Source organism: Streptococcus sp. S5 (assembly GCF_034134805.1).
Lineage (GTDB): Bacteria > Bacillota > Bacilli > Lactobacillales > Streptococcaceae > Streptococcus > Streptococcus lingualis.
Window position 1 is genome coordinate 1,350,726 of sequence record NZ_CP139419.1, and the last position, 23,364, is coordinate 1,374,089.

The following is a 23,364-nucleotide window of genomic DNA, read 5'->3' on the forward strand; positions in this document are numbered from 1 at the left end:
TATAATCAATCGTTATTCTCCAAAAATGGTACCACCAAATCAATCCACTCTTGAGGCAGGTAAGCTGATAAATAGCCATGGTTATAGCCCTTTGCTTCATACAGGATCGTGTTGGGATGTAGCTGATGAAATAATTTCGCTGATGCTTTCACACAGTTCAATTCTTTTTCACCGTAGATATACAGAACCTGCGCCTTGCTAGCAGAAATTGTGTCCTTGAGCTTGTAACGCCCCATATAGGTTTTGTAAATGGTCACCAATGTTTTGATAGGCGTCCTTGGGAGATCCTCCAAATAATATGCTTTTATTTCCTCTGGATAAGCCAGTTTAGGATAGAGTTTGTCCATCATGCTTAATTGAAGTTTGCAAGAGAATTTACTGAACATCAATTTACCAAATAGAGCTACTAGAAAGATGCTGACTTTAGCTAGCCTTGGTTGAGGAATACAGAGGCTTCCATCTATGACGGCCTTCTCAGCTATCTCGCTGTCTAATGTCAAAAGCTCCATGGCAATTTGACCACCAAGTGAAACGCCACCGATCGCAAACACCTTTCCACCACAGTTTGCTTTGACATAGTTTAGGATCTCCAAAGCAGAATCTTCCGTAGAAACATAATCGAGTGGATATTCTTCACCGTGGCCATTCAGCGTGGGTAGAATAACACGGTATTCTTCTGACAAGATCCGTGCTTGACGAAGATAATTCCACCAAGAACTGCCACCGCCATGTATCAGTAAGATAGGAGACAAATTCTTATCACCAAATTCATGGAATTTCATATTTAAACTCCTTACTATACCAGTTTAACTTGTATTGATTAAAATCACCCATATTAAAGATAGTCAGATGTGTTTAAATTTGGGCAAATAATCGTGTCATATTTTCCAAAAATGATATTCCAACGTTTACATTATTCAGTCTTCTTCTTGTTCAAGTACCAACTAGGAATGATTTGATTCATATCATCATACCATTCTAAAATTTCCTTAGCTTGTTGTTGCATTACTGATATTTCTTCAGCTCCGTAAGGTACAGCCCATGACAGAGCACCAACTATGTTATTTAGAATATAGATAGCGAGAAGCTTCCAAAATAAATCCGGAACCTTATGATCAAAATATCCATCTATCATACCAGACGCAAAAGAGGAAGAGACTTGAGCAGACCATACAATACGATTGAATTCCTCCCAAGGATCCCCGACGTCAAAGCGATCAAAATCAATGACATAAATTTTATGATCTTCACCAATCATGAAATTCCCGATGTGATAATCTCCATGTTGGAAAACCTGAGGTCTATCTTTTAACAATTCACGATTTGCATTTAAAAAATCAATAAAGATCTGACCATTTTTATATTGAACGGGACATTCTTTGTATTTGGAGATTTTGTCATCAATTTTTCGATTATAAAAGACCTCCCAATCTTCACGAACTTCTGTAACAGGAAGTGAATGAATTTTTCGAAGTATACTTCCTGCTTCTACTCCATAAGTATATTGTTGTTCTTTCGAAACAGTTAAAATGGTTTCTCGAGCATCTTTCCCGTCTATCCATTCGTGTAAAGAATGTACTTCGTCATCGCAGAGTTCTATGCTAATTGGCTTACACATCGGAATTCCAAGAGAAGCCACTTTCTCCATCATATCAAATTCAAATTTTTTAGAATCTAACTTCTCCTTATCAGAAACACGCAAGAAATATTTTTGCTGATTTTGATCTGTCACACAATATTTTTTATCATCTGACCAGCCTTTATTTATGGCTATCTTACTACTAAAATTCATCACGCACTCTCCGATTCACTTTCCAACACTTCTTGCAGTTTTCACTAGTAACCCATCCAGTTTGTCTACACTTTAGTTACCTAGATCAAGATTTAGATAATGAAAACTAGTCAATTTTCTCAATAATGTTTCCAAGTTTATCCAATACAAGACATGAATGATCATTTAGTGGAATTATGGGAACATGAACGAGTTCTTCAGCTCTATCCTTATTAGCTTTATCATTCCAGGAATCATAATGGACACTAATTAAAAACTGACTAAAGAGTCCTAATCCATTTTTTATCTTTATATGATGATCTGAATGATCATTAGGTGAAACATAGACTTTTTCTCCTAATAATAGGGCTCCTGCAGAAAATCCCATAACTTTCGCCCCTTTATTCAGCATATGAACGATATAATTTTTGAACTCCTGATTGACATAAGTAGCTAGATACTTTTCCGTATTTCCACCACCGATGATGATGACATCAGCATCTAGATAGCTATCAAAATCAATCTGCTCAGTGTCCAAGAGTAAGTAATCAGTGTTTAGGTTAGAAAATTGACTTTGGAAAACTTCCGTGTACTTTTTCATATAGGGTTGCCAATTTTCTCGATAAACTGTAAAAATGACAATTCTTTCGATCTTCCTTGATGACACAATTTTATTAACAATCGTATGGTTCTTTATCGGCGGATTTCCACCCATCAAAAAAATTTGTTCGTCCAATCTTTCACACTTCCTAAAGATACATAAATTTTGACCACGTTCTGAAATTATAATTTCTTCTTAAAATGAATAATTCTATTTGCCTCCTGAAATCCAATATTGAGATGAAATCTTATAGAATCCGTATTCGTTAAAGTACAGTCACTTGCAAATTCCTTACATCCTTTATTTTTCGCCCATTCCTCACATTTTGTACAGAGATTTTTAGCAATATCCTTTAAACGATATTCCTCGTCGACAATAATCCCTTCTAAGAATCCAACAGGACTATATTTACAACCTTCAACATAATCAAATCTGAGTGAACATAGTGCTAGACCTACAATTGTGTCACCTTCAACTTCAGTAAAGATTGCAGTATTTTTGCCATTCGTATATCTTTTTACTTCATCAATAGCTTCTTTATCGGTCAATTGGGGCCATAATTGTTTCATTAGTTTAGCCGTTTTTATAGAATCTTTTGTTATTCCATCCATATTGATGTTCCTCCGCAAATTACAAGAAAATGTTTCGAATCATGCCGTTACTTTGTTACTCATTGATTGATACCAATACCATCCCCTTCTACTTTTCGACTGTCTCAGATCGGAAGAGCAAAGCCACACACTCGGCGCTTCGCTGTTGCCGTATCATTTCGTCGGTTTCCTTCCTCATTCTGCGAGTCATATCGCATGGGCGGAGCATCTACTTCTACTTCGCTGATGCCTCAGCTCGTACAAGTAGTGATACGACCTCAACATGGTGCGTCTGTGGGACTCAAAAGGTTCAGTGAACCTTTTGAGGATTAGCTGCGTTTTACCAACAAGCTTACACACTCGACATGGTGCGTTTGTGGGACTCAAAAGGTTTGGGTGAACCTTTTGAGGATTAATTGCGTTTCACTAACAAGCTAACACACTCGACATGATGCGTTTGCGGAAATAAATCCACCGGCTGCACTTTCTTCAGTTCATAACCCAACTCTTGGTAGAGTTTGATATCACGCGCCATAGTAGCGACGTTACAGGAAATATAAGCGATGCGGTCAGCGCCTGTTTGGGCACTTGCTTTAATAAAGCTCTCGGTCAAGCCCTTGCGTGGCGGGTCGACTAGGATAACAGTTGGCTGGATACCTTCCTTGAGCCAATTCTTCATAGCATTTTCTGCTGTATTGCAGACATAATGGGCATTGGTGATACCGTTTAAGCTAGCATTCTTCTGGCTATTCTCCACAGCTTCAGGGATGACTTCTACGCCATAGACTTCCTTGACGTGCTTGGCAACGGATAAGCCAATGGTCCCAATTCCGGAGTAGGCATCAATCACGACATCATCTTCTCTTAACTCCGCAAAGTCAATGGCTGTCTGATAGAGCTTCTCTGCCATTTCGGTATTGACCTGGTAAAAGGCTGGTCCAGAGATTTGGAAGCTATTGCCCAACATTTGGTCAGTAATGTAATCCTGACCATAAAGTGTCCGCCATTCTTTTCCAAAAATGGCATTGGTATTCTGGTCGTTGATATTTTGCATAACGGATTTGATGGCTGGGAATTGCTTGATCAACTGCTCGATCAACTGGTCCACACGGAAAATCTTAGGACGAGTAGTGACCAAAATGACCATGATTTCTCCTAAATGGTGACCTCGGCGGACCACAAGATTGCGAATCAAGCCAGACTGTTCCTTTTCATCATAAGGCTTGAGGTCAAACCGACGAATCAAATCCCGAAGTGCCAAGACCACTTGGTCAATGACTGGATCTTGGATATAGAAATCTTCAATCGGCATCAAATCATGAGAGTTCTTGCGAAAGAAGCCTGTCTCTACCTGACCATTGACACGACGGACAGGGACTTGGGCCTTGTTGCGGTACTGAACAGGGTGGTCCATCCCCAAGGTCAGGGGTACTTCGATATCAGAGATTCCTGCCATCTTGTAAAGGCTATCCTTGACCTGCTTGGCCTTGAATTTCAGCTGCTCTGGATAAGCCAGGTGGCCCAAGTCGGCAATACCGCTTCGCAAGTAAGCCAGGTCTAACTCTTCATTGCGGTGAGGAGATTTTTCCAAGTACTCCTCTACTTTTCCGTAGCCAATCTTCTTATTGACCTTGAGCACGCGCATACGGATGACTTCGCCTGGCAGGGCATTCTCCACAAAAAAGACCAGGCCATCGACCTTAGCCACTCCTGCTCCTTCGTGTGTCAAATCGACAATCTCAACCGTTACAATTTCATTTTTCTTTAACATCGTTTTCTATCTTTCTACAAATTAAATGGGATGGAGTTTTCAAAACTCCTATCCCCTTATTATATCATCTCAGTCCCATTTGGTACAATTTCTTTTTATAAGCATCGAAATCGACGAGTAAGCCTTGGCCACCGTACATATCGTAGGCATCGACCCAATCCCCATTTTCTGGGATGGTCACTCGTTCAATTCCTTTTCCAGCACTTCCGACTAGTCCAAGTCCATTGGTCAATAGGAAGGAGAAAGGAACATTGGTAGACGTCATGGCAAAGACTTTCCCAAGGGCTTCAGATCCCGTAAAGAGTTTGGTTGGATCCTTGATCTGATGCATGATAGCGGACATGACCTCTTGCTGGCGACGGGTCCGACCAAAGTCTCCTTCATCATCCTTGCGGAAACGCGAGTAATTGAGAAGGGTCCGGCCATCCATCCGTTGTTTTCCAACCTTGATGGTTTGCTGCGGAACGACACCGTCTTTCATGTTCAAATCATCTGGTACTTCTACTTCACTGACTTTTTCGCCATCAACCGTTGAAAATTGCGCATTCATCTCGACCCCATTTGGGAAGAGGGTATCGATCGCTGTCGCAAAGGTCTTGAAATCGACCATGGCGTAATATTGGATGTCAATGTCAAAGTTGTCTTTGAGCATCTGACGCACCAATTCAGCTCCTTGGTTGTTATTTTGCTCCCCGATAGTAAAGGCCGTATTGAGCTTCTGGTCGTAGTAGCCATCATACTCTGGAATATTTTGCTGGCTGACACCATCGATATGGACCAATGTATCCCGCATGAAGCTGACCATCTTGATTTTGCCTTCTTTGTTATTGACATTGACCACCATGATAGAGTCTGTCCGTGTCTCATCCGATTTCTCACCGATCCGACCATCTGTCCCCAAGATCAGGATATTGACCCCATCTCGCGACTTCTTGCCGTTAAATTTCTCAACGACAGCCGGTTTGGCATCTGGACCTGTCGGCTTGCTGTTGAGGCCTTTCACAAACATGAAGACCATGCCACCGATAATGAGCAAGAAAAAGACAGCAATCCACTTGAGAATCCGTTTGACGCGGATCTTTTTCCGTGGTTTCTTAGGTATATCGCTCGTCGCAGCAACTGCTTTCTTCTTAGACTTTTTGCTACGTGATTGGTAAACAGGGAGATCTCCAATCGGTTCAGCAATCTCACCTTGCACTTCTTCTGTAGCGTCTACCTCAGGTTGAAGGGTTTCTGCTTCCTCATAAGCTCCTTGGCTCTTCTTGAGCAGGTAATTGTATTCTAGTTGTTCTCGTTCATTCAAATAATGAAAATTTGAGTATAAGTACTCTAATCGCTTTCGCTCATGGTGAGATAGAAAGTTGGATTCCTTACTCATTTTTTCTCCATTCCTTTATCTTTTAAGGTATAGACCTGATACTGACCCAAGACTTTTGTCTGAATGCCCAAACTGTCTAATTCTTGATAGGCAAATTGCAAAAGATCAGGCGCTTCGTTTAGGAGGTCAATAATGAAAAAGTATTCTCCTAAAGCTGTTTTTAGGGGACGACTTTCAATCTTGGTCAAATTGATCCCCCGCCAAGCAAAGGTAGACAATCCTTTATAGAGGGCTCCTGCCAAGTTACTTGGCAAGGTCAAGGCCAAGCTAACTTTTTGAAGGGCTGGACTTAAAGTTTTTGAGATCGCTGGCTCTTTGGCTCCTAAAATCCAAAAACGTGTATAATTGTCCTCGATTTCTTGAATATCTTTGGCCTGGACTTCCAAGCCATACTCACTGGCTGCTGCCAGAGGGGCAATCGCTGCAATTTCCAAGTCTGGATGCTCTGCTACATAGCGGGCCGCATAGGCTGTTGAAGCCGTCATTTCCATAGCCGCATCTGGATAATGGGCCCTTAGAAAAGCCTTCCCTTGGGCCATGGCCTGTGGATGCGAATAGACTGTTCGAATGGGGCGATCTTTTTTAGCCACCAAGAGCTGTTGCTTGATGGGATAGACCACTTCTGCAACGGCCTGAATCGTCCCTTGATGAAAGAGGTAATCAATGGTCTCATGGACACTGCCTTCAATCGAGTTTTCAACTGGGACGACTGCAAAATCGATCTCTTGATTCTCATAAGCCTTGATGACATCTGTGATCGTCCGATAGGCGATGCGTTCAGAAGTCGGAAAGCTATGAGTGGCCACATCATGGGTAAAAGATCCCTTGGGACCAAGATAGCCTACAAGCATCGAATGATCTCCGCAATTTCTTCAGGTGTTTTGTCCTCGACATCCACAATATGGGTAGCAATATCCTCATACAAAGGCAAACGACCATCAAAAATCTTCTTGAATTCTTCTTTGGTGTGGTTTAAAAAGAGGGGACGTTGCATGGCTTTGTCATTTTGAATGCGTCTGTACAAGGTTTCAAAATCTACCCGCAGATATATGTTGTGAGGATTTTTTTCCAAGAGCGCACGGTTATGAGGGTTGACGACAATCCCGCCTCCAGGAGAAATAATGGCTGCTTCATTTTCCAATAAACGCTCCAGCATTTCAGCCTCGCGACGACGAAAGGCAGCTTCTCCTTCCACTGCGAAATAGTCATTGATCGACATACCGATCTCTTCAACAATTAATTCATCCATATCATGGAACTTTGGATCAAGAATGCGACCAACGGTCGTTTTCCCAGCTCCCATAAAACCAAGTAAAATTTTAGCCATGCAGTAAGGTCTCCAAATCTTCAAAAAAACTAGGGTAACTGGTGTTAATGGCCTCTGCCCGATCCAACACCACATTTCCATCTCTCACCAATAAGGCAGCAATGGCAGCCATCATCCCAATCCGGTGATCTCCAAAGGTCTCTAAGTCAGCTCCATGTAGGGGAGTTGGTCCGGTGATGACCATACCGTCTTCCGTTGGCACGACATTGGCACCCATAGCATTGAGACTATCTGCTACGACCTGGATGCGATCCGTTTCTTTCACACGAAGCTCCTCAGCATCCGCAATCACGGTCTGGCCATTTGCTTGTGTCGCTAGTAAAGCAATAATCGGCAATTCATCAATCAAGCGTGGAATCAACTCCCCATCAATCCGAATCCCTTTTAAGGACGAAGTCTTAACAGTGAGACTTGCAGAGACCGCTTTTTCATCGCGATCCTCCATGGTGAGATCTCCCCCCATTTCTTGAATCACTTCGAGAATCCCAGTCCGCGTTTGGTTGGTGCCCACATTTTCAATCTTGATCACACTATCTGGCAGAACGAGGCCAGCCACTAACCAAAAGGCTGCACTGGAAATATCTCCAGGAACGATGACTTCTTGACCTTGGAACTCTTGTCCACCTTGGATGCGGATGGTTTTTCCATCCACCTGGATCTCTCCACCAAATTGGCGAATCATATCCTCCGTATGGTCACGCGTCTTTTCCTTCTCGATAATCGTCGATTCACCCGCAGCCTGTAAAGCCGCAAAAATGAGAGCAGACTTGACTTGGGCCGATGCCACTGGCAAACGGTAATGAATGGCTTGAAGCTGATGGGTCCCTTTTTCATGTAAAGGTGGGCAATCGCGCTCTCCCTGACCAGCAATCTCTACTCCCATCTGACGCAGTGGAATCGCGACACGATCCATGGGACGTTTGGATAGGCTGTCGTCTCCAACCATGGTCACAGCAAAATCCTGACCTGCTAAGACACCGGAGATCAAACGAATAGAAGTTCCTGAATTGCCCATATCAAGGGGAGCGGTCGGAGTTTGAAGACCTTGAAAGCCTACTCCTTGAATCCGAATCACATCCCCGTCATCTTGGATGGAGACTCCTAAATCTCGAAACACCTGGATGGTAGAAAGCACATCTTCGCCTCGCAAGATATCATAAACCTTGGTTTCGCCCTTTGCAAGACTTCCAAAAATAATGGATCGGTGACTGATGGATTTGTCACCAGGGACACGAATGGTTCCCTTTAGACCCTTGCTATTGGTTCTTAATTTCATTGCCATCTCCAGAGTGCTTTTCCACATATTCTATCATAAATAGGACATGAATTCAATTTTTGATCAAAAATTTGGAACAAAAAACGAATGTTTCCAAGCATTTTTTGAGCTTGTTTTCCTCTAGTGGCGAACGAAAATACCAGAGTCGAAATGACAACTCTGGTAGAAATTTCTATTTGTATAAATCTTGAATTGGCTCAAAGATGATCTTTTCAAGATCTGCAAGATAAATAGACAATTGCTGTTGTTTAGTGAAAAATTCATTCACAATCGGACTTGCTTGGATTTTTTCCATGTAGTCCTTCATTTCTTGTTGCACAGCTTCTGTTGGAAGTTGACCAGATTGCATCAAGCCTTGCAGTTGATTTTGGAAAGCGACGTATTCGTCAAACAGTGTTTTCGCTTCTGGATTTGCTTCGATCGCTTGTTTGCTTTCTACGACAGCCTTGTATTCAGGAAGATCTCGAAGGGTCCGAGAGAGTTCATTTGCTACATCATAAATATTTGCCATTTTCTAGGCTCCTTTACTGATAAGATACTTCTATTATACTGTTTTTCCTTCAATATTCCTAAAATGAAGCAGGCCTTTTGATGCAAATCCTTCTGTAGACCTAGCGAGCAAGGACGGTATAAGACGTCGCCTGGCTGATCAATGTTTGAGCCCGCTCTTGATCCTCTGCATTTTTAAAGGTCAGCTGCAAAATCCCGTGGATATCTTCCCGATTCTCTTCATTGATGTGAATATTGACCAAGGAAATCCCTTGTAAGAGTTGTAAGATTTCGAGGATCACACCTTCCTGATCTGGGACATCGATAAAGAGATCATAGGCACTATCGCGTCCAGCACGCTGATGGATCTGCATTTCTTTTCGGTGCTTGCGCCCCTCATGGAAAAAGGACCAAAGGGCCTCTTCGTTATCTGCTTGAATGGTCTCAGCCACCTGATCCAAACGGTCTTTGAAATCTGCAATCCGCTCTAATATCGCTTGAGGGTTGGACAAGAGAATAGAAGTCCACATGCCTGGCTCACTTTCCGCAATCCGTGTCATATCCCGAAAGCCACCAGCCGCAAAACGGCGGGTCATTTCATGCTCTTCCCCATAAGCTACGGCCTGCTCGACCAGAGTTGAGGCTAAAATATGAGGAAAATGGCTGATCTGGGAAGTCACTCGATCGTGTTCCTCGGCATCGATTTCAATAAATCGAGATCCCAATCCACTCAGAAGCTCTTTCAACTCTTCCATGGCACCCCCTGTCGTCAAGCTGGAAGGGGTAAAAATATAATAGGCATTTTCAAATAAGGTTGCATCTGCTGCTGCAGCACCTGTCTTATGACTACCAGCCATGGGGTGTCCTCCCACAAAGCGTACATCCTTATCTGTAAACACTTTTTCAGCTTGTGCGACAATTTCTGCCTTGGTAGAGCCTGCATCTGTCACTAGTACCCGGTCTTTCAAATGCAATCTAGCTAAGGTTTCTAAGTAAGACTTGGTTTGCTTGATGGGAAGGGCCAAAATAATGATATCTGCTAAAGGGGCAAAGGCTGCGAAATCATCCGTCACCTGATCCACCATTCCTCTTTCAAGGGCGATGGTTCGAGAGGCTTCACTACGATTGTAACCAAGAATCGTCACGTTTGGGTGGGCTCTCTTAATACCTAGAGCGAGTGAAGCACCAATCAAGCCCAAGCCTGCAATATATACAACTTTCTTCTCCAAAGGAAAACTCTTTCTCTTAAAAATTCTTCGTAAAGTCCCGGTGCTTAGCAACGGCTTCTTTCAATTCTTCCAAGTTATCGGATGAGAATTTTTCAAGCACTTCTGTAGCAAGGACCGTTGCGACCACTGCTTCCATTACCACTCCTGCAGCTGGTAGAGCCGTTGGGTCGCTGCGCTCAACCGTTGCCTTATAGGGCTCATGGGTCTCAATATCCACACTCATCAAGGGTTTGTAGAGGGTCGGAATAGGCTTCATGACGCCACGAACCAGAATGGGCTCTCCGTTGGTCATCCCCCCTTCAAAACCTCCAAGATTATTGGTGCGACGGGTATAGCCAGCTTCTTCAGACCAGATGATTTCATCCATAACTTGACTACCTTTTAGGCGACCTGCGTCAAAACCAAGGCCAAACTCAACACCCTTAAAGGCATTGATAGAGACCACTCCTTGAGCGATTTTGGCATCCAATTTCTTGTCCCATTGCACATAGGATCCTAGTCCAACAGGCACACCACCAACCAAGGTTTCCACAATTCCCCCGATGGTATCGCCATCTTTTTTTACTTGGTCAATGTAGGCCTTAACTGCTTCTTCTTGTTCTGGCACAACGATCGAAACTTCCGACTTCGCTGCCTTTTCCTTGATTTCTGAAACGGTTAGATTCTCGGGAATTGCAATCTCGATTCCCCCAAAATTCACAATGTGGCTGGCTACTTCAAGGCCGATCTCTTCTAAAATCCGTTTAGCAACTGCACCAACGGCTACACGCATGGTTGTCTCACGGGCAGAAGAACGCTCTAAGGAATTACGGAGATCATCGAAACGGTATTTCATCCCTCCGACTAGATCGGCATGACCAGGACGTGGCTTGGTGATCTTACGCAGATTTTTCTTTTTCTCTTCGACCGGTGCTACATTCATGATCTCTAGCCATTTTTGATGATCCAGATTTGTCACATTCAGAGTAATCGGACCTCCTATAGTCAAGCCATGACGGACCCCTGATGTGATCTCAACACGGTCACTCTCGATTTTCATCCGAGCACCACGACCATAGCCACCTTGTCGACGTTTGAGTTCTTTATTAATATCCTCTTCAGATAAAGGAAGGCCTGCCGGAACCCCCTCGATGATGGCTGTTAGTCGAGGTCCATGGGACTCTCCTGCTGTTAAATATCTCATACGACCTTATACCTTTCTTTCTAAAAAGTCCTTCATTTCTTGAAGAGGGATTTGATGAATCGCTGCTTGCCCCAACTCTGGAACAATTACTAATTTCAAGTTCGTCCCACGCGCTTTTTTGTCATGGGTCAAGGCTTGATAAAGGGCTTCTTTATCCCAGTTCTCATAGGTCACCGGAAGGCCAAATTTCCGGCACATTTCTTCGATTTGTTGGCTGATTCCTTTTGGCATCAAGCCCTTTTCTTCTGCAACTCGGGAGAGCTGCACCATGCCCATACTGACGGCTTCTCCATGCATAACCTGCCCATAACCAGCTGTCGCTTCAATAGCATGTCCAATAGTATGCCCAAAGTTGAGATACAGGCGAATGCCATTGTCCAACTCGTCTGCCACAACATGGTCTCGCTTCACCAGGCAAGAATGAGAAATGATGCTCTCTGCATGCTCTAAAATACTCTGGACAGAACCATCCATGGCTTCCAATTCTTCCCAGAGTTCAGTATCTTGGATGAGGCCGTACTTGATGACTTCGCCCATCCCCTCGATCAATTCACGTTGCCCCAACGTGCTCAACACTTCAGGATCAATAAACACACCGTCTGGTTGAGCAAAGGTCCCTACCATGTTTTTAGCAAGTGCTGTGTTGACCCCCGTCTTTCCCCCGATAGAAGAATCTACCTGTGCGGTCAAGCTAGTCGGGATCTGAACAAAGGAAATTCCCCGCATATAGGTCGAGGCAGCAAAACCAGCCAAATCACCAACTACGCCACCCCCAAGAGCAACGATTCCATCACTGCGCGTCATGCCCTGGGTAGCTAGAAATTCATAAACTTTTGAAACAGTGGTTAGATTCTTACTGGCTTCCCCTTGAAGAAACTCAAAGCGCACCACTTGAAAACCAGCTTTCTCAAGGCTCTTCTCTACGATAGACGCATATAGCTTAGCCACGCGGTTATCGGAAATAATCGCGACTTTTTTATCGCTCCAAAGAGTGCGCAACCAGTCTCCAACCTGGTTAAGACCACCTCTTTCAATCACAATACCATAGGAATGTCCTGGAATAGGTACCGATACGTTCATAGGAATCTCCTTCACGTTTTTCTTTGATTCTATCTTATCATGAAATAGGGCACATGTCTCAAACAAAATGAAAAAGAGACTAGAGCAAGACTGTTTTTTAAAAAATCAGTTCCTGTTCTAATCTCATAAAGCTTTTCAATAGGGAAAGGTAAAACTCTCTCTTAGTCACATACAAATTGGCGATATTCTGTTGTCAATGCTTCCCATACAGACTCTGTAGGAAATACTTTCCCAGTCATTAATTCAAAGGCAGCTTCAGCTTGATAAAAGAGCATTCCCAGCCCATTTACCCTCTGGTTTCCTTGATTCACTGCTAATTGCAGAAAGGGGGTCACTGCCGGATAGTAGGCCATCTCTACGATTAAGGCATGTAGGGGAAAGGTCAAGTAACTCGCTATCGGAAGAGAATGACCATCCATGCCTACACCAGTGGCATTTAAGATGAGATCGGCTTGATTAAAAGAGTTTTGAACTTCTTCATCTTTCTCAATCGCATACAATTCTATCAAGAAATCAAAGCCATCTTCAATCAACTGAACTATTGAACGATAATGAACCAATCTTTCCTCTCTCACAAAGACAAGGATACGTTTCACACCTAGATGAATGGCCTGTGCAATAATCGCTAAAGCTGCACCACCTGCACCTAAGAGAACCATTGTTTTTCTCCTAATAGAGAAAGCAGGAGGTAAACTACGAAAGAAACCAATTCCATCCGTATTATAGCCTTTAAGCTTGCCATCACGGTGAACAATGGTATTGACAGAACCGATCTTTCGGGCCATCTCATCCACTTCATCTAGATAAGGAAAGACCTTCTGCTTATAGGGCATGGAAATGTTGGCCCCAATCATATCCAACTTACGAATTTGGCTGATGGTGCTTTCTAAGTCTTCTTCAGCAATATCCCAAGCTAGATAAGCAGCATTGGTCGCTGTTAATTCATAAGCTAGATTATGGATGAAAGGAGAAATACTATGACGAATGGGATGGGCAATGACCGCTGCCATCCGAGTATATCCGTCAATCTTCATTTAATAACTCCCGAATTCTTCTCATATTTTCAAGAGGAATTTGACCTGGGGCACTTTCATCTCCGACTCTAGCATAAGACCAGGAAGAACCTGTCAAATCAGCTGTCAAGCGCGAAATCTTCCCGACCTTGCCCATGGAAATCGTTACATATTCTTGCTCAGGGTTCAGTGTCTTGAAACCACGCGTATAATTCATCAAGTCAAGAACATCTTGTTCATTGTGGGCCATGACAGATACTTTGACTAATTTTGGAGAAAAGCTGGTCAATTCCGATAAGATCTCCATCATATTTTCCGGAGTTTCTTGGAAGTTATGGTAGCTGAGAACAAGATTTGAAAATTCCAACATTTCTTCAAAGACTTCACGGTGACTATAATACTCGAAATCGATATAATCCGGATGATAGATGGATTGAATATCTTTCAGGATTCCAACATATTCCTCGTTGGTCAGCTCCATCTCTCCACCTTCAGCTCGAGTCCGCAAGGTGAATAAAATTTCGCGTCCAGCAAATTTCTCAAAAACTGCAGGAGCGACGGTTAAGATCTCGCTTTTTTCTAAAAAGTCCGCACGCCACTCAATAACATCTGCATCCTCGTAACGCGAACTATCTAGTTGTTGCGCCTCTTCTAAGGAGCGAGGCATAATCGAAACAACTAACTTCATACATCCACCCTAATCGTAAATACTTTTAAGTAATTACTACTTTCTTCTTTCTTGTTCCATCGAAAATCACCCGGAAGTCCATATTCCGCTACATAGCGATGCTTACGACCTTGAAATCCCTTTTCGATTTGTTTTTTAAATTTATCTTTGGTCACATTTGCCGCATTGGTACTGAGAATCAAGGTCCCACCTGGATTTAAAATCTCAAGGGCCTCGCTGACCAACCGATGGTAATCTTTAGCGACTGAAAAAGTCCGTTTTTTATTCCGCGCAAAGCTAGGCGGATCGAGCACGATCACATCATAGCTTAGGTCATGGCGTTTGGCATATTTGTAATAGTCAAAGACATCCATCACGACAAAACGATGAGCATCCAGCGCCAAGCCATTTGCCACAAAATGCGCTTCTGATAATTCTCTACTTCTCTTAGCCAGATCGACCGATGTTGTCTCAACTGCTCCACCCATTGCCGCAGCCACAGAGAAGGCCGCCGTATAGGAGAACATATTGAGCAAGGACTTGCCAGCTGCTAAGCCCTCTACCAAGCTACCTCGAACTTCATGCTGATCCGAAAAGATCCCCGTCATCAAGCCATCATTGAGAAAGACCTGGTAAGAAACTCCATTTTCAAGAATCAAAAATTCTTGCGGAGCTTCTTCTCCATAGACATGAGCCGATTCATAGTCCAAGCCTTTAAAGCGAATCTTTTCATAGCCCCCTCGGACTTCTGGAAAAGCTTCTTGAAAGGCCGCTAGAATGGTTCCCTTGATCTGAAATACGAAAGGATTGTACCAAGAAAAAACAACAAACTCACCATACAAGTCAACCGTGAAACCACCAAAACCATCTCCCTCTTGGTTAAAGAGACGAAAGGCCGTCGTCGTTTCATCCGCATAATAAGAACGACGGTATTGCTTGGCTTTGATGAAAAGCTTTTTAAAAAAGTCTTGATCAAAAGCGACCAACTCTTGCGAAACAAACCATCCAATCCCTTTATTTTGTTCAGATAAGTATCCGACCCCGAGGGATTGTCCATCTCCTGAAAGCAATTGAACCGCTTGATCCAAAGCAGGAAGTGAGTCAAAATCTTGCTTTTCAAGAAGAGATTGTCCTTGTTTGATTTTTGTTGCGACTTGGCGACTGACTGTGAGTTTTTTCATATCCTCTATTATAGCAAAAGTCTGTGTTTTTCACAAAGGGAGGCTTTATTTACTAGAACTTTTTTTGCTATTTTATTTCAGCTCTTCTCCTTTAGCTTTTTACGAATTCATATAGCTGATCTTTCCTATTTCTTTCCTCTCCTTTACAGTCATTTTTTTCTTTCTCCATAAAATTGTGGTATACTTGTATATGAAAATTTTTAGGAAATAAGACAAGGAAGTAACATTTTGTGAAAAAAATTACGAATTCGATACTCAATTTCATGAGTACCAGACTAGGATTTGTCTTGACCCTTCTGTTGCTCTACTGGTTCAAAACCATGTGGGCCTATTCAGTTGATTTTAACTTAGACATTCAAGGACCCTATCAGATTTTTCTAGCAGTGATCAACCCATTGCCGATCAGTCTGCTCTTCATCGGTCTAGCACTCTATATCAAACGAACCAAGCTCTTTTATAGTTTGGCCTTTGGGATCTACCTTCTCTTATTTATTTGGTTGATTTCCAATTCCATCTATTATCGAGAGTTTACAGACTTCGTAACGGTCAATACCATGTTGGCTTCCAGCAAGGTTTCTGCCGGTCTCGGAGCTGCTGCTTTAGAATTGTTCCGCCCTTGGGATGTGATCTACATTCTAGATTTCCCTATCCTCGCTTTCTTCTTCTTTAAGAAATGGATTCGAATGGACAATCGTCCCTTCAATAAACGAGCTAGTTTTGCGGTTACCTCTTTATCGGCTATGCTCTTTTCGGCCAACCTTTTCCTCGCAGAAATTGACCGACCTGAGCTCTTGACTCGTGGGTTCTCAAACTACTATGTCGTTCGTGCCCTAGGATTACCAGCCTTTCTGGGGTATAGCGCTAATCAGACCTATGCTGCCAACAAAGAACGTTCCAAAGCCTCCGAAGCAGATCTAAAACCGGTGGAAGAATATATCCAACAGCATTACGCCAAGCCTAATCCTGAGTACTTTGGAATGGCCAAAGGCCGTAACGTCATCTACATTCACTTGGAAAGTTTCCAACAATTCTTGATCGATTACAAGTTGAAAGTAGACGATAAAGAATACGAAGTAACACCTTTCTTAAACTCACTTTACCACTCGAAAGAAACCTTTGCCTTTTCAAATGTCTTTAACCAAGTCAAGGCAGGGAAAACGTCCGATGCTGAGACCATGATTGAAACTGGGCTCTTCGGACTCAACCAAGGTTCCTTTATGGTGAACTATGGTGGAACCAATACCCAACAGGCTGCACCATTTATTCTTTCAAAAAATGGTTACAACTCGAGCGCTGTTTTCCACGGAAATGCTGGAAGTTTCTGGAATCGAAATACCGCCTATAAACAATGGGGCTACAATTACTTCTTTGATGCCAGCTACTTCACCAAACAAAACAGCAGCAATTCCTTCCAGTATGGTCTTAATGACAAATACATGCTCAAGGATTCCATCAAATACCTAGAAAGATTGCAACAGCCTTTCTATACGAAGTTCATTACGGTTTCCAACCACTATCCTTATACAACCAGCTTGTCAGGAGATGATCTTGGCTTCCCTCTAGCTAAGACACAGGACGAAACCATCAATGGCTATTTTGCGACCGCTAACTACCTAGATTCTTCGATCAAGGCCTTCTTTGATTACCTGAAAGAATCTGGTCTTTACAAAAATTCCATCATCGTTCTCTATGGGGACCACTACGGAATTTCAAACTCTCGTAACCCAGCTCTTGCTCCTCTACTTGGTAAGAACTCTGAAACGTGGTCAAGTTATGACAATGCCATGTTGCAACGCGTTCCTTATATGGTAGTTATTCCAGGTATGGATAAGGGTGGCATCATTGATACCTATGGTGGCGAAATCGATATGCTCCCAACCTTGGAACATTTGCTAGGCATTGAATCCAACAAATTCCTCCAAGTTGGTCAAGATATGCTCTCACCAGAACATGATCAAATCGTCGCCTTCCGCTCTGCTAACTACTTTGTAACTCCAGAGTATACAAGCTATAGTGGCCGGACCTATTACACCAAAACAGGTGAGGAAATCACGAACCCAGACGAAAAAACCAAGGAAGAACTGGACAAGATTAGGGAGGCTGCTAACCTGCAATTGAAGATTAGCGATAGCATCCAGACCGGTGACCTCCTTCGCTTCTTCAAGGGCAATGATCTTGGAAAAGTCAATCCAGATGATTATTCCTACACTAATTCCTTCAAGGCATTGAAGAAGATTGAAAAGGAAAAAGGTGACAAATCAACCAGCCTTTATAACCAACGTGGCAATCAGTCCACCGTTGATCTCTTCAAGGCACCTACTTATAAAGAATTGCACCCAGAAGACGATAGTTCTTCCTCAACAGAGACCAGTAGCAGTTCTTCTAAATAAAGAGAATCCCTGAGTTTAAAAACTCAGGGATTTTGTGATTTCTTTAAAAAGATTACGCTTTACCTTCATCTAGGACTTCAAAAACAGAAGCTGTTAAATTCTCCACATAGAATGGTCGTTTATGACGACTATTCCCAACCATCAATTTCAATTTATTTGAATTTTGGAGGTAATATGGAAGTCCGCTGGCGTTGAAGATGACCAAGTACTTCTTGTCTCCTGTTAGTTCAAATATCAGAAGTCCACTACAATCAGTTGCAGATTGGATAAAGACTTGTTGGTAGATTTTATCATAGCTTTCAAGCCCTAAGACAGGAAGACTTGTCTTCAAATTGATCAAGCTTCGGATATAGGCAATTGATTCCTTGTTTTGACTGACCAGATCCCAGTTGACCTGATTCACAAAATCTGGAGCATTGTAGGAATTCATGGCCCGTTCACGATCCAAAGGTGTGATTTCCCCATCAGGACCTGTCGCTACCAATTTGGTCCGCATAAACTCTTGACCCAATTGCATGAAGGCCATGCCCTGAAAGAGCAGATTCATAGCCGTAGCCAACTCTGAGCGCTTGACCAATCCTGCTACTTTTTCATTCGGATGAAGGGTCTGAAGCAAGTCATAGAGATTATAATTGTCATGAGCCTCCACATAATTCAAGACCTGATTGGGACTTAAATAATTGCCAAGCTCTGCACTACCTAATACAGCACGCGCAACGATATACTCTGTTGATTTTCTGCTGACAAAGCCACGTTTGATGGAACCATAAACCTCAGCCCCTTTAATGGCATCGCGCTCCGTATCATTGAAGAATCCAATTCGAGGCAATTGCGCTGCATTGTCCTTCTTAGCCTTGTCTTCTGGTGCGAGACCTGTCCCCATGTCCCAACCTTCTCCGTAAAGGAGAATACGAGGATCCAGAGCATCCATAGCCTCCCGAATAGCATTCATCGTCCTTACATCGTGAATGCCCATCAAATCAAAGCGGAAGCCATCGATCTGGTACTCCTTGACCCAGTACGTGAGGGAATCAATCATGTACTTGCGGTACATTTCATGCTCACTAGCCGTTTCATTCCCAACACCTGTCCCATTTTGGAAGCGACCATCTGGCTCCATCCGGTAATAATAATCGGGTACTGTATTTTGGAAAGGACCATGTTCGGTCGAATAGATATGATTGTAGACTACATCCATGACCACAGAAATTCCTGCCTCATGATAAGCCCGGATCATGGTTTTGAGCTCTTTCATGGTTTGTTTCGGATTGGATGGATCCGTTGAAAAACTAGTTTCTGGTGCAGAATAATTCTGAACGTCGTAACCCCAATTGTAGGTCACCTGGCCTTCTTCATCGTACTGTTTAAAGCGATCAGATATGGGCTGCAGTTGCACGACATTAACCCCTAACTGACGAATATAATCAAAGGCAGTTGCATCGCCATGGCTATTGACAGTTCCTTCTTGGCAAGCCCCCAGATAAGTCCCACGTAAAGACTCGTCCACACCTGAAGTCGGTGACTTGGTCAAATCTCGAAGATGCATCTCATAAATCACTGCTTGACAAGGATTGTCCAAGCGCCAAGGAGTCGCATCGGCGCCTTTTTTAGTGCCCCAATCAAACTGACGATCTACTCTTGAAAGAATGGCTGAGCGCATCCCATCCGCTGTCGTTGCAATGCTATAAGGATCACGCGTCACTTGAGTATGGTGTTCAAAATGCACACGATATTGATAGGCCATGCCACTTAAATTTCCTAAAAAATCTAAAATCCAAACACCATGGGTATTTTCTGGGTGGTAGCTAGACTCTTGTTTACCACGCGTCATCGGCATGCTCTTCCAAATAGGCGCATCCAAGTCTGTAGATTGATAGAGCAACAATTCAACTTTCTTAGCCGTTGGTGCCCACAGTTTAAAGCAATGCTCCCCTTCTTCCTCCCGATGACCGAGCCATCCTTGATACGCCCATTTAGCATCAAACTCTCTAGGACGCATCGCCATATCGTAGGCATGAGGCTGACGATGGCTGTATGCATGACTCGTCAAAGCAGCTTGCAAAGAATAATAGACTGTATCGTCTCCATCGAGAATCCACACTTCTCGAACATGCCCTTCTGGTAAGAGTTCGATTTCAAAATCACGGGTCTTAGTGAGCCAATCCCCTTCTTTAACCAGGACATGGCCCCGGTTCAAGGCATGCTCACTCTCGTATACCAGATTTCCCTCTACTCCAAAATAATCCAACTTGGAGAAAGAGACTGATTTTCCTTCTACTTGATCCTGCCATTGCCACATATCATAGGCAAAATAATTTCCTTTTTGCTTATGAAAATGAAGCTTTACATGGTATTGTCGCATAACATTTTCCTATTTCCAATTTAATACCGAAGGAACCATTCCTCGTAAAACACGTACATGGCTCAACTATTTGTTTTTACTCTTCAGATGGGTGAACCAAAGCATCGTTGTTGATTTCATCAATATTTGCAAAGAACTCCAAATGATTATGGAAGACTTCCAATTCAACTGGCGTATCTCCCCCGTATTCCCCATCTAGATTGATGCGGAATGGTTGAGCATTTTTCCCTAACATTTCGATCGTCAACTTCTTGGTCTTGAGATATTCTACATTTTCATCGTGCACATGCTTGCCCCCATTGATGGCCTGAATCATCAAGGACAACATGTTAAAGAGCTTAGCAGTTTTTACGATAATCAAGGTAAAGTTCCCATCATCAAGCTTAGCATCTGGTGCGACACTTTCAAAGCCAGCAATCGAGTTGGTCAAGGCCACAAAAATCATAGACGCTGGCCCTTCAAAGACACCATTGTCATGCTCAATCCGCACCTTACGAGCCTTGTTTCGCGGCAACATTTTAGCTGCCTCAGCCACATAGGCAAAGTAACCCAAGCGAGACTTAACACTGCTTGGAACACTGAAGGTCAATTCTGTCATGGTTCCTGCAGCAGCAATGTTGATGAAATACTTACTGCCATAGGCACGACCAATATCCATCTGAATGGTTTGATTCTTTTCGATAATGCGAGCAGCCGCCACAGGATCACCCATCGGGATCTTCAAGGCACGCGCATAGTCATTGGTGGTACCGGTCGGGATAAAGGCCATCTGCGGACGATTTTCCAGACCTGCGACCCCATTGACCACTTCGTTAATCGTACCATCTCCACCAGCGGCAATGATTAAATCAAAGCCTGCTTTAGCGGCTCTTTCTGCTTCATTTTGGGCAGAAAATGGTTCTGGAGTCGTTTGATAAGCGCTGGTTTCATAGCCCACGTCTTCGAGTACGTCCAAGACTTCCGCAATATTTTTCTTGATAATTTCTTGCCCAGAGGTCGGATTATAAATTAAACGGGCTTTTTTGATTCGTTCTACCATAAAGATCCTCTATAAACTTTCAAGCCAGGCCTCATCTTCTACCTGGATTCCTAATTCTTGTGCTTTGGTTAACTTGCTACCAGCGTCACTACCTGCAACGACCAAATCTGTTTTTTTGGAAACCGATCCAGTTACCTTAGCGCCCAGACTTTCTAATTTTGCCTTGGCTTCTGAACGCGTGAGTCGCTCTAGCTTCCCAGTCAAAACGACTGTCATCCCTGAAAGGGCCGCATCAGCAGCGACTTTCTCACCAAGATAAGACAGATTGACTCCAGCTTCTTTAAGCTCTTGCAATAGGCGCTTGGATCCCTCTTGTGCAAAATAAGACTTGAGGCTTTCAGCCACGACCATACCGAGACTATCAATACCTGCAATCCGTTCTGGATCAGCTGTAGCCAGTTGATCGAGGTCATGGAATTCTTGGAGTAAGATTTGACTGACCTTGCTTCCGACATGGCGGATTCCCAAACCAAAGAGTAACTTTTCAGCTGAATTCTCTTTTGAAGCTTGAATGGCTTCATAGAGTTTTTCAGCCGATTTTTCTTTGAAGCCTTCTAAGGTCAATAGATCCTCTACAGTGAGCCGGTAGATCCCAGCTACATCCTCTACCAACTGAGCCGCGAAGAGTTTCTCTACAACAGCTGGACCCAAGCCTGTGATATTCATAGCATCCCGACTTGCAAAGTGGTTCAATCCTTCCTTAATCTGAGCTGGACAGAGCGGATTGATACAGCGAAGGGCCACCTCATCCTCAAAATGAAGCAACTCACTCTGGCAGCTCGGACAATGAGTTGGAATGGCTAATGCTTGATCAGATACCCGTTTATCTTTGACGACACGTAAGACCGCAGGAATGATATCACCCGCCTTGTAGACAATGACGGTATCATCCTGATGGATATCTTTTTCAGCAATATAGTCCACATTGTGCAAGGTTGCCCGACTAACAGTGGTTCCTGCTAGCTGGACTGGAGTTAGATTGGCAGTTGGCGTCACAACACCGGTTCGTCCAACCGTCCAATCCACCGATAAGATTTTCGCTTCTTTTTCTTCAGCTGGAAACTTATAGGCGACAGCCCATTTAGGGGCTTTTACGGTAAAGCCTAGTTCTTCTTGAACAGCTAGGTCATTGACCTTGATGACGATCCCATCGATATCGTAGGGAAGATCCTCTCGAAGTTGAGCTACTTTTTGGATAAAGTCCCAAATTTGCTCCATATCCTCAGCCAGCACTCGCTCTTGGTTCACGACAAAGCCTAAGCGGGCTAATTTCTCAAGCACGCCTTCTTGACTGCTTTGATCCGTCGGGCTCACTTCTTGATACAAGAAAGTTGCAAGATTTCGCTTGGCCACGATTGTCGTATCCAATTGGCGAAGTGTTCCTGCAGCAGCATTCCGCGGATTAGCAAACTCCGGCTCACCGTTTTCTTGACGGATCTGATTGACCCGATCAAAGGAAGCCCGTGGCATGTAGCACTCGCCTCGAACTGTAATGTTCACTGGCTCTGGTAACACCAAAGGAATATCCTTGACCCGCTTGAGGTTCTCTGTAATATCCTCACCGACAGAACCATCCCCACGTGTCGCTCCTGTTACAAGGACACCATTTTCATAGGTGAGGGAAATGGACAAGCCATCGATTTTCAGCTCACATACATAGCTGATAGAAGGAAATTCCTTACGGACACGCTGATCAAAGGCTTCTAATTCTTCACGCGAAAAAGCATCCTGCAAACTATAAAGGGGATACTGGTGCTGGTATTTGGTAAAACCTTTTAAAACCACCCCACCTACACGGTGAGTTGGACTCTCTGGTAAGATCTCATCAGGATGAGCGGTTTCTAGTTCCACCAACTCCCGATATAATTGATCATATTCACTATCTGAAACAGATGGAGCGTCTTTTGTGTAATACTCGTAAGCATATCGATTGAGTAATTCCACTAATTCTTTCATTCTGGTTTTCATGTTCTTATTTTATCATAAAATCTTAATTTAGCCTTGAATTTACTGCATT

General features: G+C 43.4%; 20 protein-coding genes. 1 reads left to right on the forward strand and 19 read right to left on the reverse strand.

Features of this window, described 5'->3' with window-relative positions; genetic code table 11:
- Positions 1-5: 5 nt before the first annotated feature.
- From SM123_RS06475 to SM123_RS06550, 16 genes are all read right to left on the reverse strand, one after another.
- On the reverse strand, positions 6-782 hold the full coding sequence (locus tag SM123_RS06475; RefSeq protein ID WP_195487133.1) for an alpha/beta fold hydrolase: 777 nt from the start codon (positions 780-782) through the stop codon (positions 6-8).
- A 131-nt stretch (positions 783-913) separates the two neighbouring features.
- On the reverse strand, positions 914-1,792 hold the full coding sequence (locus tag SM123_RS06480) for an aminoglycoside phosphotransferase family protein (protein WP_195487132.1): 879 nt from the start codon (positions 1,790-1,792) through the stop codon (positions 914-916).
- Between the two features lie 106 nt (positions 1,793-1,898).
- Entirely contained in the window at positions 1,899-2,507 is a 609-nt protein-coding gene (locus SM123_RS06485) for a Type 1 glutamine amidotransferase-like domain-containing protein (protein ID WP_320909264.1), read from the reverse strand.
- 47 nt (positions 2,508-2,554) lie between these two features.
- Positions 2,555-2,983, reverse strand: a complete 429-nt coding sequence (gene aac(6') / locus SM123_RS06490) for an aminoglycoside 6'-N-acetyltransferase (protein WP_002912789.1) — start codon at positions 2,981-2,983, stop codon at positions 2,555-2,557.
- Between the two features lie 391 nt (positions 2,984-3,374).
- The gene (gene rlmD, locus SM123_RS06495; protein WP_320909265.1) at positions 3,375-4,733 is read right to left on the reverse strand and encodes a 23S rRNA (uracil(1939)-C(5))-methyltransferase RlmD; all 1,359 of its coding nucleotides are present in this window, start codon (positions 4,731-4,733) and stop codon (positions 3,375-3,377) included.
- A 64-nt stretch (positions 4,734-4,797) separates the two neighbouring features.
- Positions 4,798-6,111: an LCP family protein gene (locus SM123_RS06500; RefSeq protein WP_320909266.1), complete on the reverse strand. Its 1,314-nt coding sequence runs from the start codon at positions 6,109-6,111 to the stop codon at positions 4,798-4,800.
- Positions 6,108-6,962 (reverse strand): prephenate dehydratase, encoded by an 855-nt coding sequence (pheA, locus tag SM123_RS06505; protein WP_320909267.1) that lies wholly within the window; start codon positions 6,960-6,962, stop codon positions 6,108-6,110. The genes SM123_RS06500 and pheA overlap by 4 nt, the downstream gene beginning before the upstream one ends.
- Complete coding sequence (locus tag SM123_RS06510; protein WP_320909268.1) at positions 6,953-7,438, reverse strand: shikimate kinase; 486 nt, start codon at positions 7,436-7,438, stop codon at positions 6,953-6,955. The genes pheA and SM123_RS06510 overlap by 10 nt, the downstream gene beginning before the upstream one ends.
- Positions 7,431-8,714, reverse strand: a complete 1,284-nt coding sequence (aroA, locus tag SM123_RS06515; RefSeq protein ID WP_320909269.1) for a 3-phosphoshikimate 1-carboxyvinyltransferase — start codon at positions 8,712-8,714, stop codon at positions 7,431-7,433. The genes SM123_RS06510 and aroA overlap by 8 nt, the downstream gene beginning before the upstream one ends.
- 172 nt (positions 8,715-8,886) lie before the next feature.
- The gene (locus tag SM123_RS06520; protein ID WP_003014453.1) at positions 8,887-9,225 is read right to left on the reverse strand and encodes a YlbF/YmcA family competence regulator; all 339 of its coding nucleotides are present in this window, start codon (positions 9,223-9,225) and stop codon (positions 8,887-8,889) included.
- A 100-nt stretch (positions 9,226-9,325) separates the two neighbouring features.
- Positions 9,326-10,432 (reverse strand): prephenate dehydrogenase, encoded by a 1,107-nt coding sequence (locus SM123_RS06525; protein ID WP_320909270.1) that lies wholly within the window; start codon positions 10,430-10,432, stop codon positions 9,326-9,328.
- A gap of 16 nt (positions 10,433-10,448) precedes the next feature.
- The gene (gene aroC / locus SM123_RS06530) at positions 10,449-11,615 is read right to left on the reverse strand and encodes a chorismate synthase (RefSeq protein WP_195487124.1); all 1,167 of its coding nucleotides are present in this window, start codon (positions 11,613-11,615) and stop codon (positions 10,449-10,451) included.
- 6 nt (positions 11,616-11,621) lie between these two features.
- Positions 11,622-12,695, reverse strand: a complete 1,074-nt coding sequence (gene aroB, locus SM123_RS06535) for a 3-dehydroquinate synthase (RefSeq protein ID WP_320909271.1) — start codon at positions 12,693-12,695, stop codon at positions 11,622-11,624.
- A 161-nt stretch (positions 12,696-12,856) separates the two neighbouring features.
- On the reverse strand, positions 12,857-13,729 hold the full coding sequence (aroE, locus tag SM123_RS06540; RefSeq protein ID WP_320909272.1) for a shikimate dehydrogenase: 873 nt from the start codon (positions 13,727-13,729) through the stop codon (positions 12,857-12,859).
- Positions 13,719-14,396: a type I 3-dehydroquinate dehydratase gene (gene aroD / locus SM123_RS06545; protein ID WP_003014374.1), complete on the reverse strand. Its 678-nt coding sequence runs from the start codon at positions 14,394-14,396 to the stop codon at positions 13,719-13,721. The genes aroE and aroD overlap by 11 nt, the downstream gene beginning before the upstream one ends.
- A complete protein-coding gene (locus tag SM123_RS06550; RefSeq protein ID WP_320909273.1) occupies positions 14,393-15,556 on the reverse strand; it encodes a class I SAM-dependent rRNA methyltransferase in 1,164 nt (387 codons plus the stop codon). Before SM123_RS06550 ends, aroD begins: the two co-directional genes overlap by 4 nt.
- 230 nt (positions 15,557-15,786) lie before the next feature.
- Between SM123_RS06550 and SM123_RS06555 the strand changes: the two genes are divergently transcribed.
- A complete protein-coding gene (locus tag SM123_RS06555; RefSeq protein WP_045759328.1) occupies positions 15,787-17,946 on the forward strand; it encodes an LTA synthase family protein in 2,160 nt (719 codons plus the stop codon).
- Between the two features lie 52 nt (positions 17,947-17,998).
- Here the strand turns inward: SM123_RS06555 and pulA are convergent, their stop codons facing one another.
- From pulA to ligA, 3 genes are all read right to left on the reverse strand, one after another.
- Positions 17,999-20,308 carry a type I pullulanase gene (gene pulA / locus SM123_RS06560; RefSeq protein ID WP_320909274.1) on the reverse strand — a complete coding sequence of 770 codons (2,310 nt, stop codon included), beginning with the start codon at positions 20,306-20,308 and terminating at the stop codon, positions 17,999-18,001.
- A 76-nt stretch (positions 20,309-20,384) separates the two neighbouring features.
- Positions 20,385-21,347 (reverse strand): diacylglycerol kinase family lipid kinase, encoded by a 963-nt coding sequence (locus SM123_RS06565; RefSeq protein ID WP_003006748.1) that lies wholly within the window; start codon positions 21,345-21,347, stop codon positions 20,385-20,387.
- 9 nt (positions 21,348-21,356) lie between these two features.
- On the reverse strand, positions 21,357-23,315 hold the full coding sequence (ligA, locus tag SM123_RS06570) for an NAD-dependent DNA ligase LigA (RefSeq protein WP_320909275.1): 1,959 nt from the start codon (positions 23,313-23,315) through the stop codon (positions 21,357-21,359).
- Positions 23,316-23,364 lie beyond the last annotated feature (49 nt).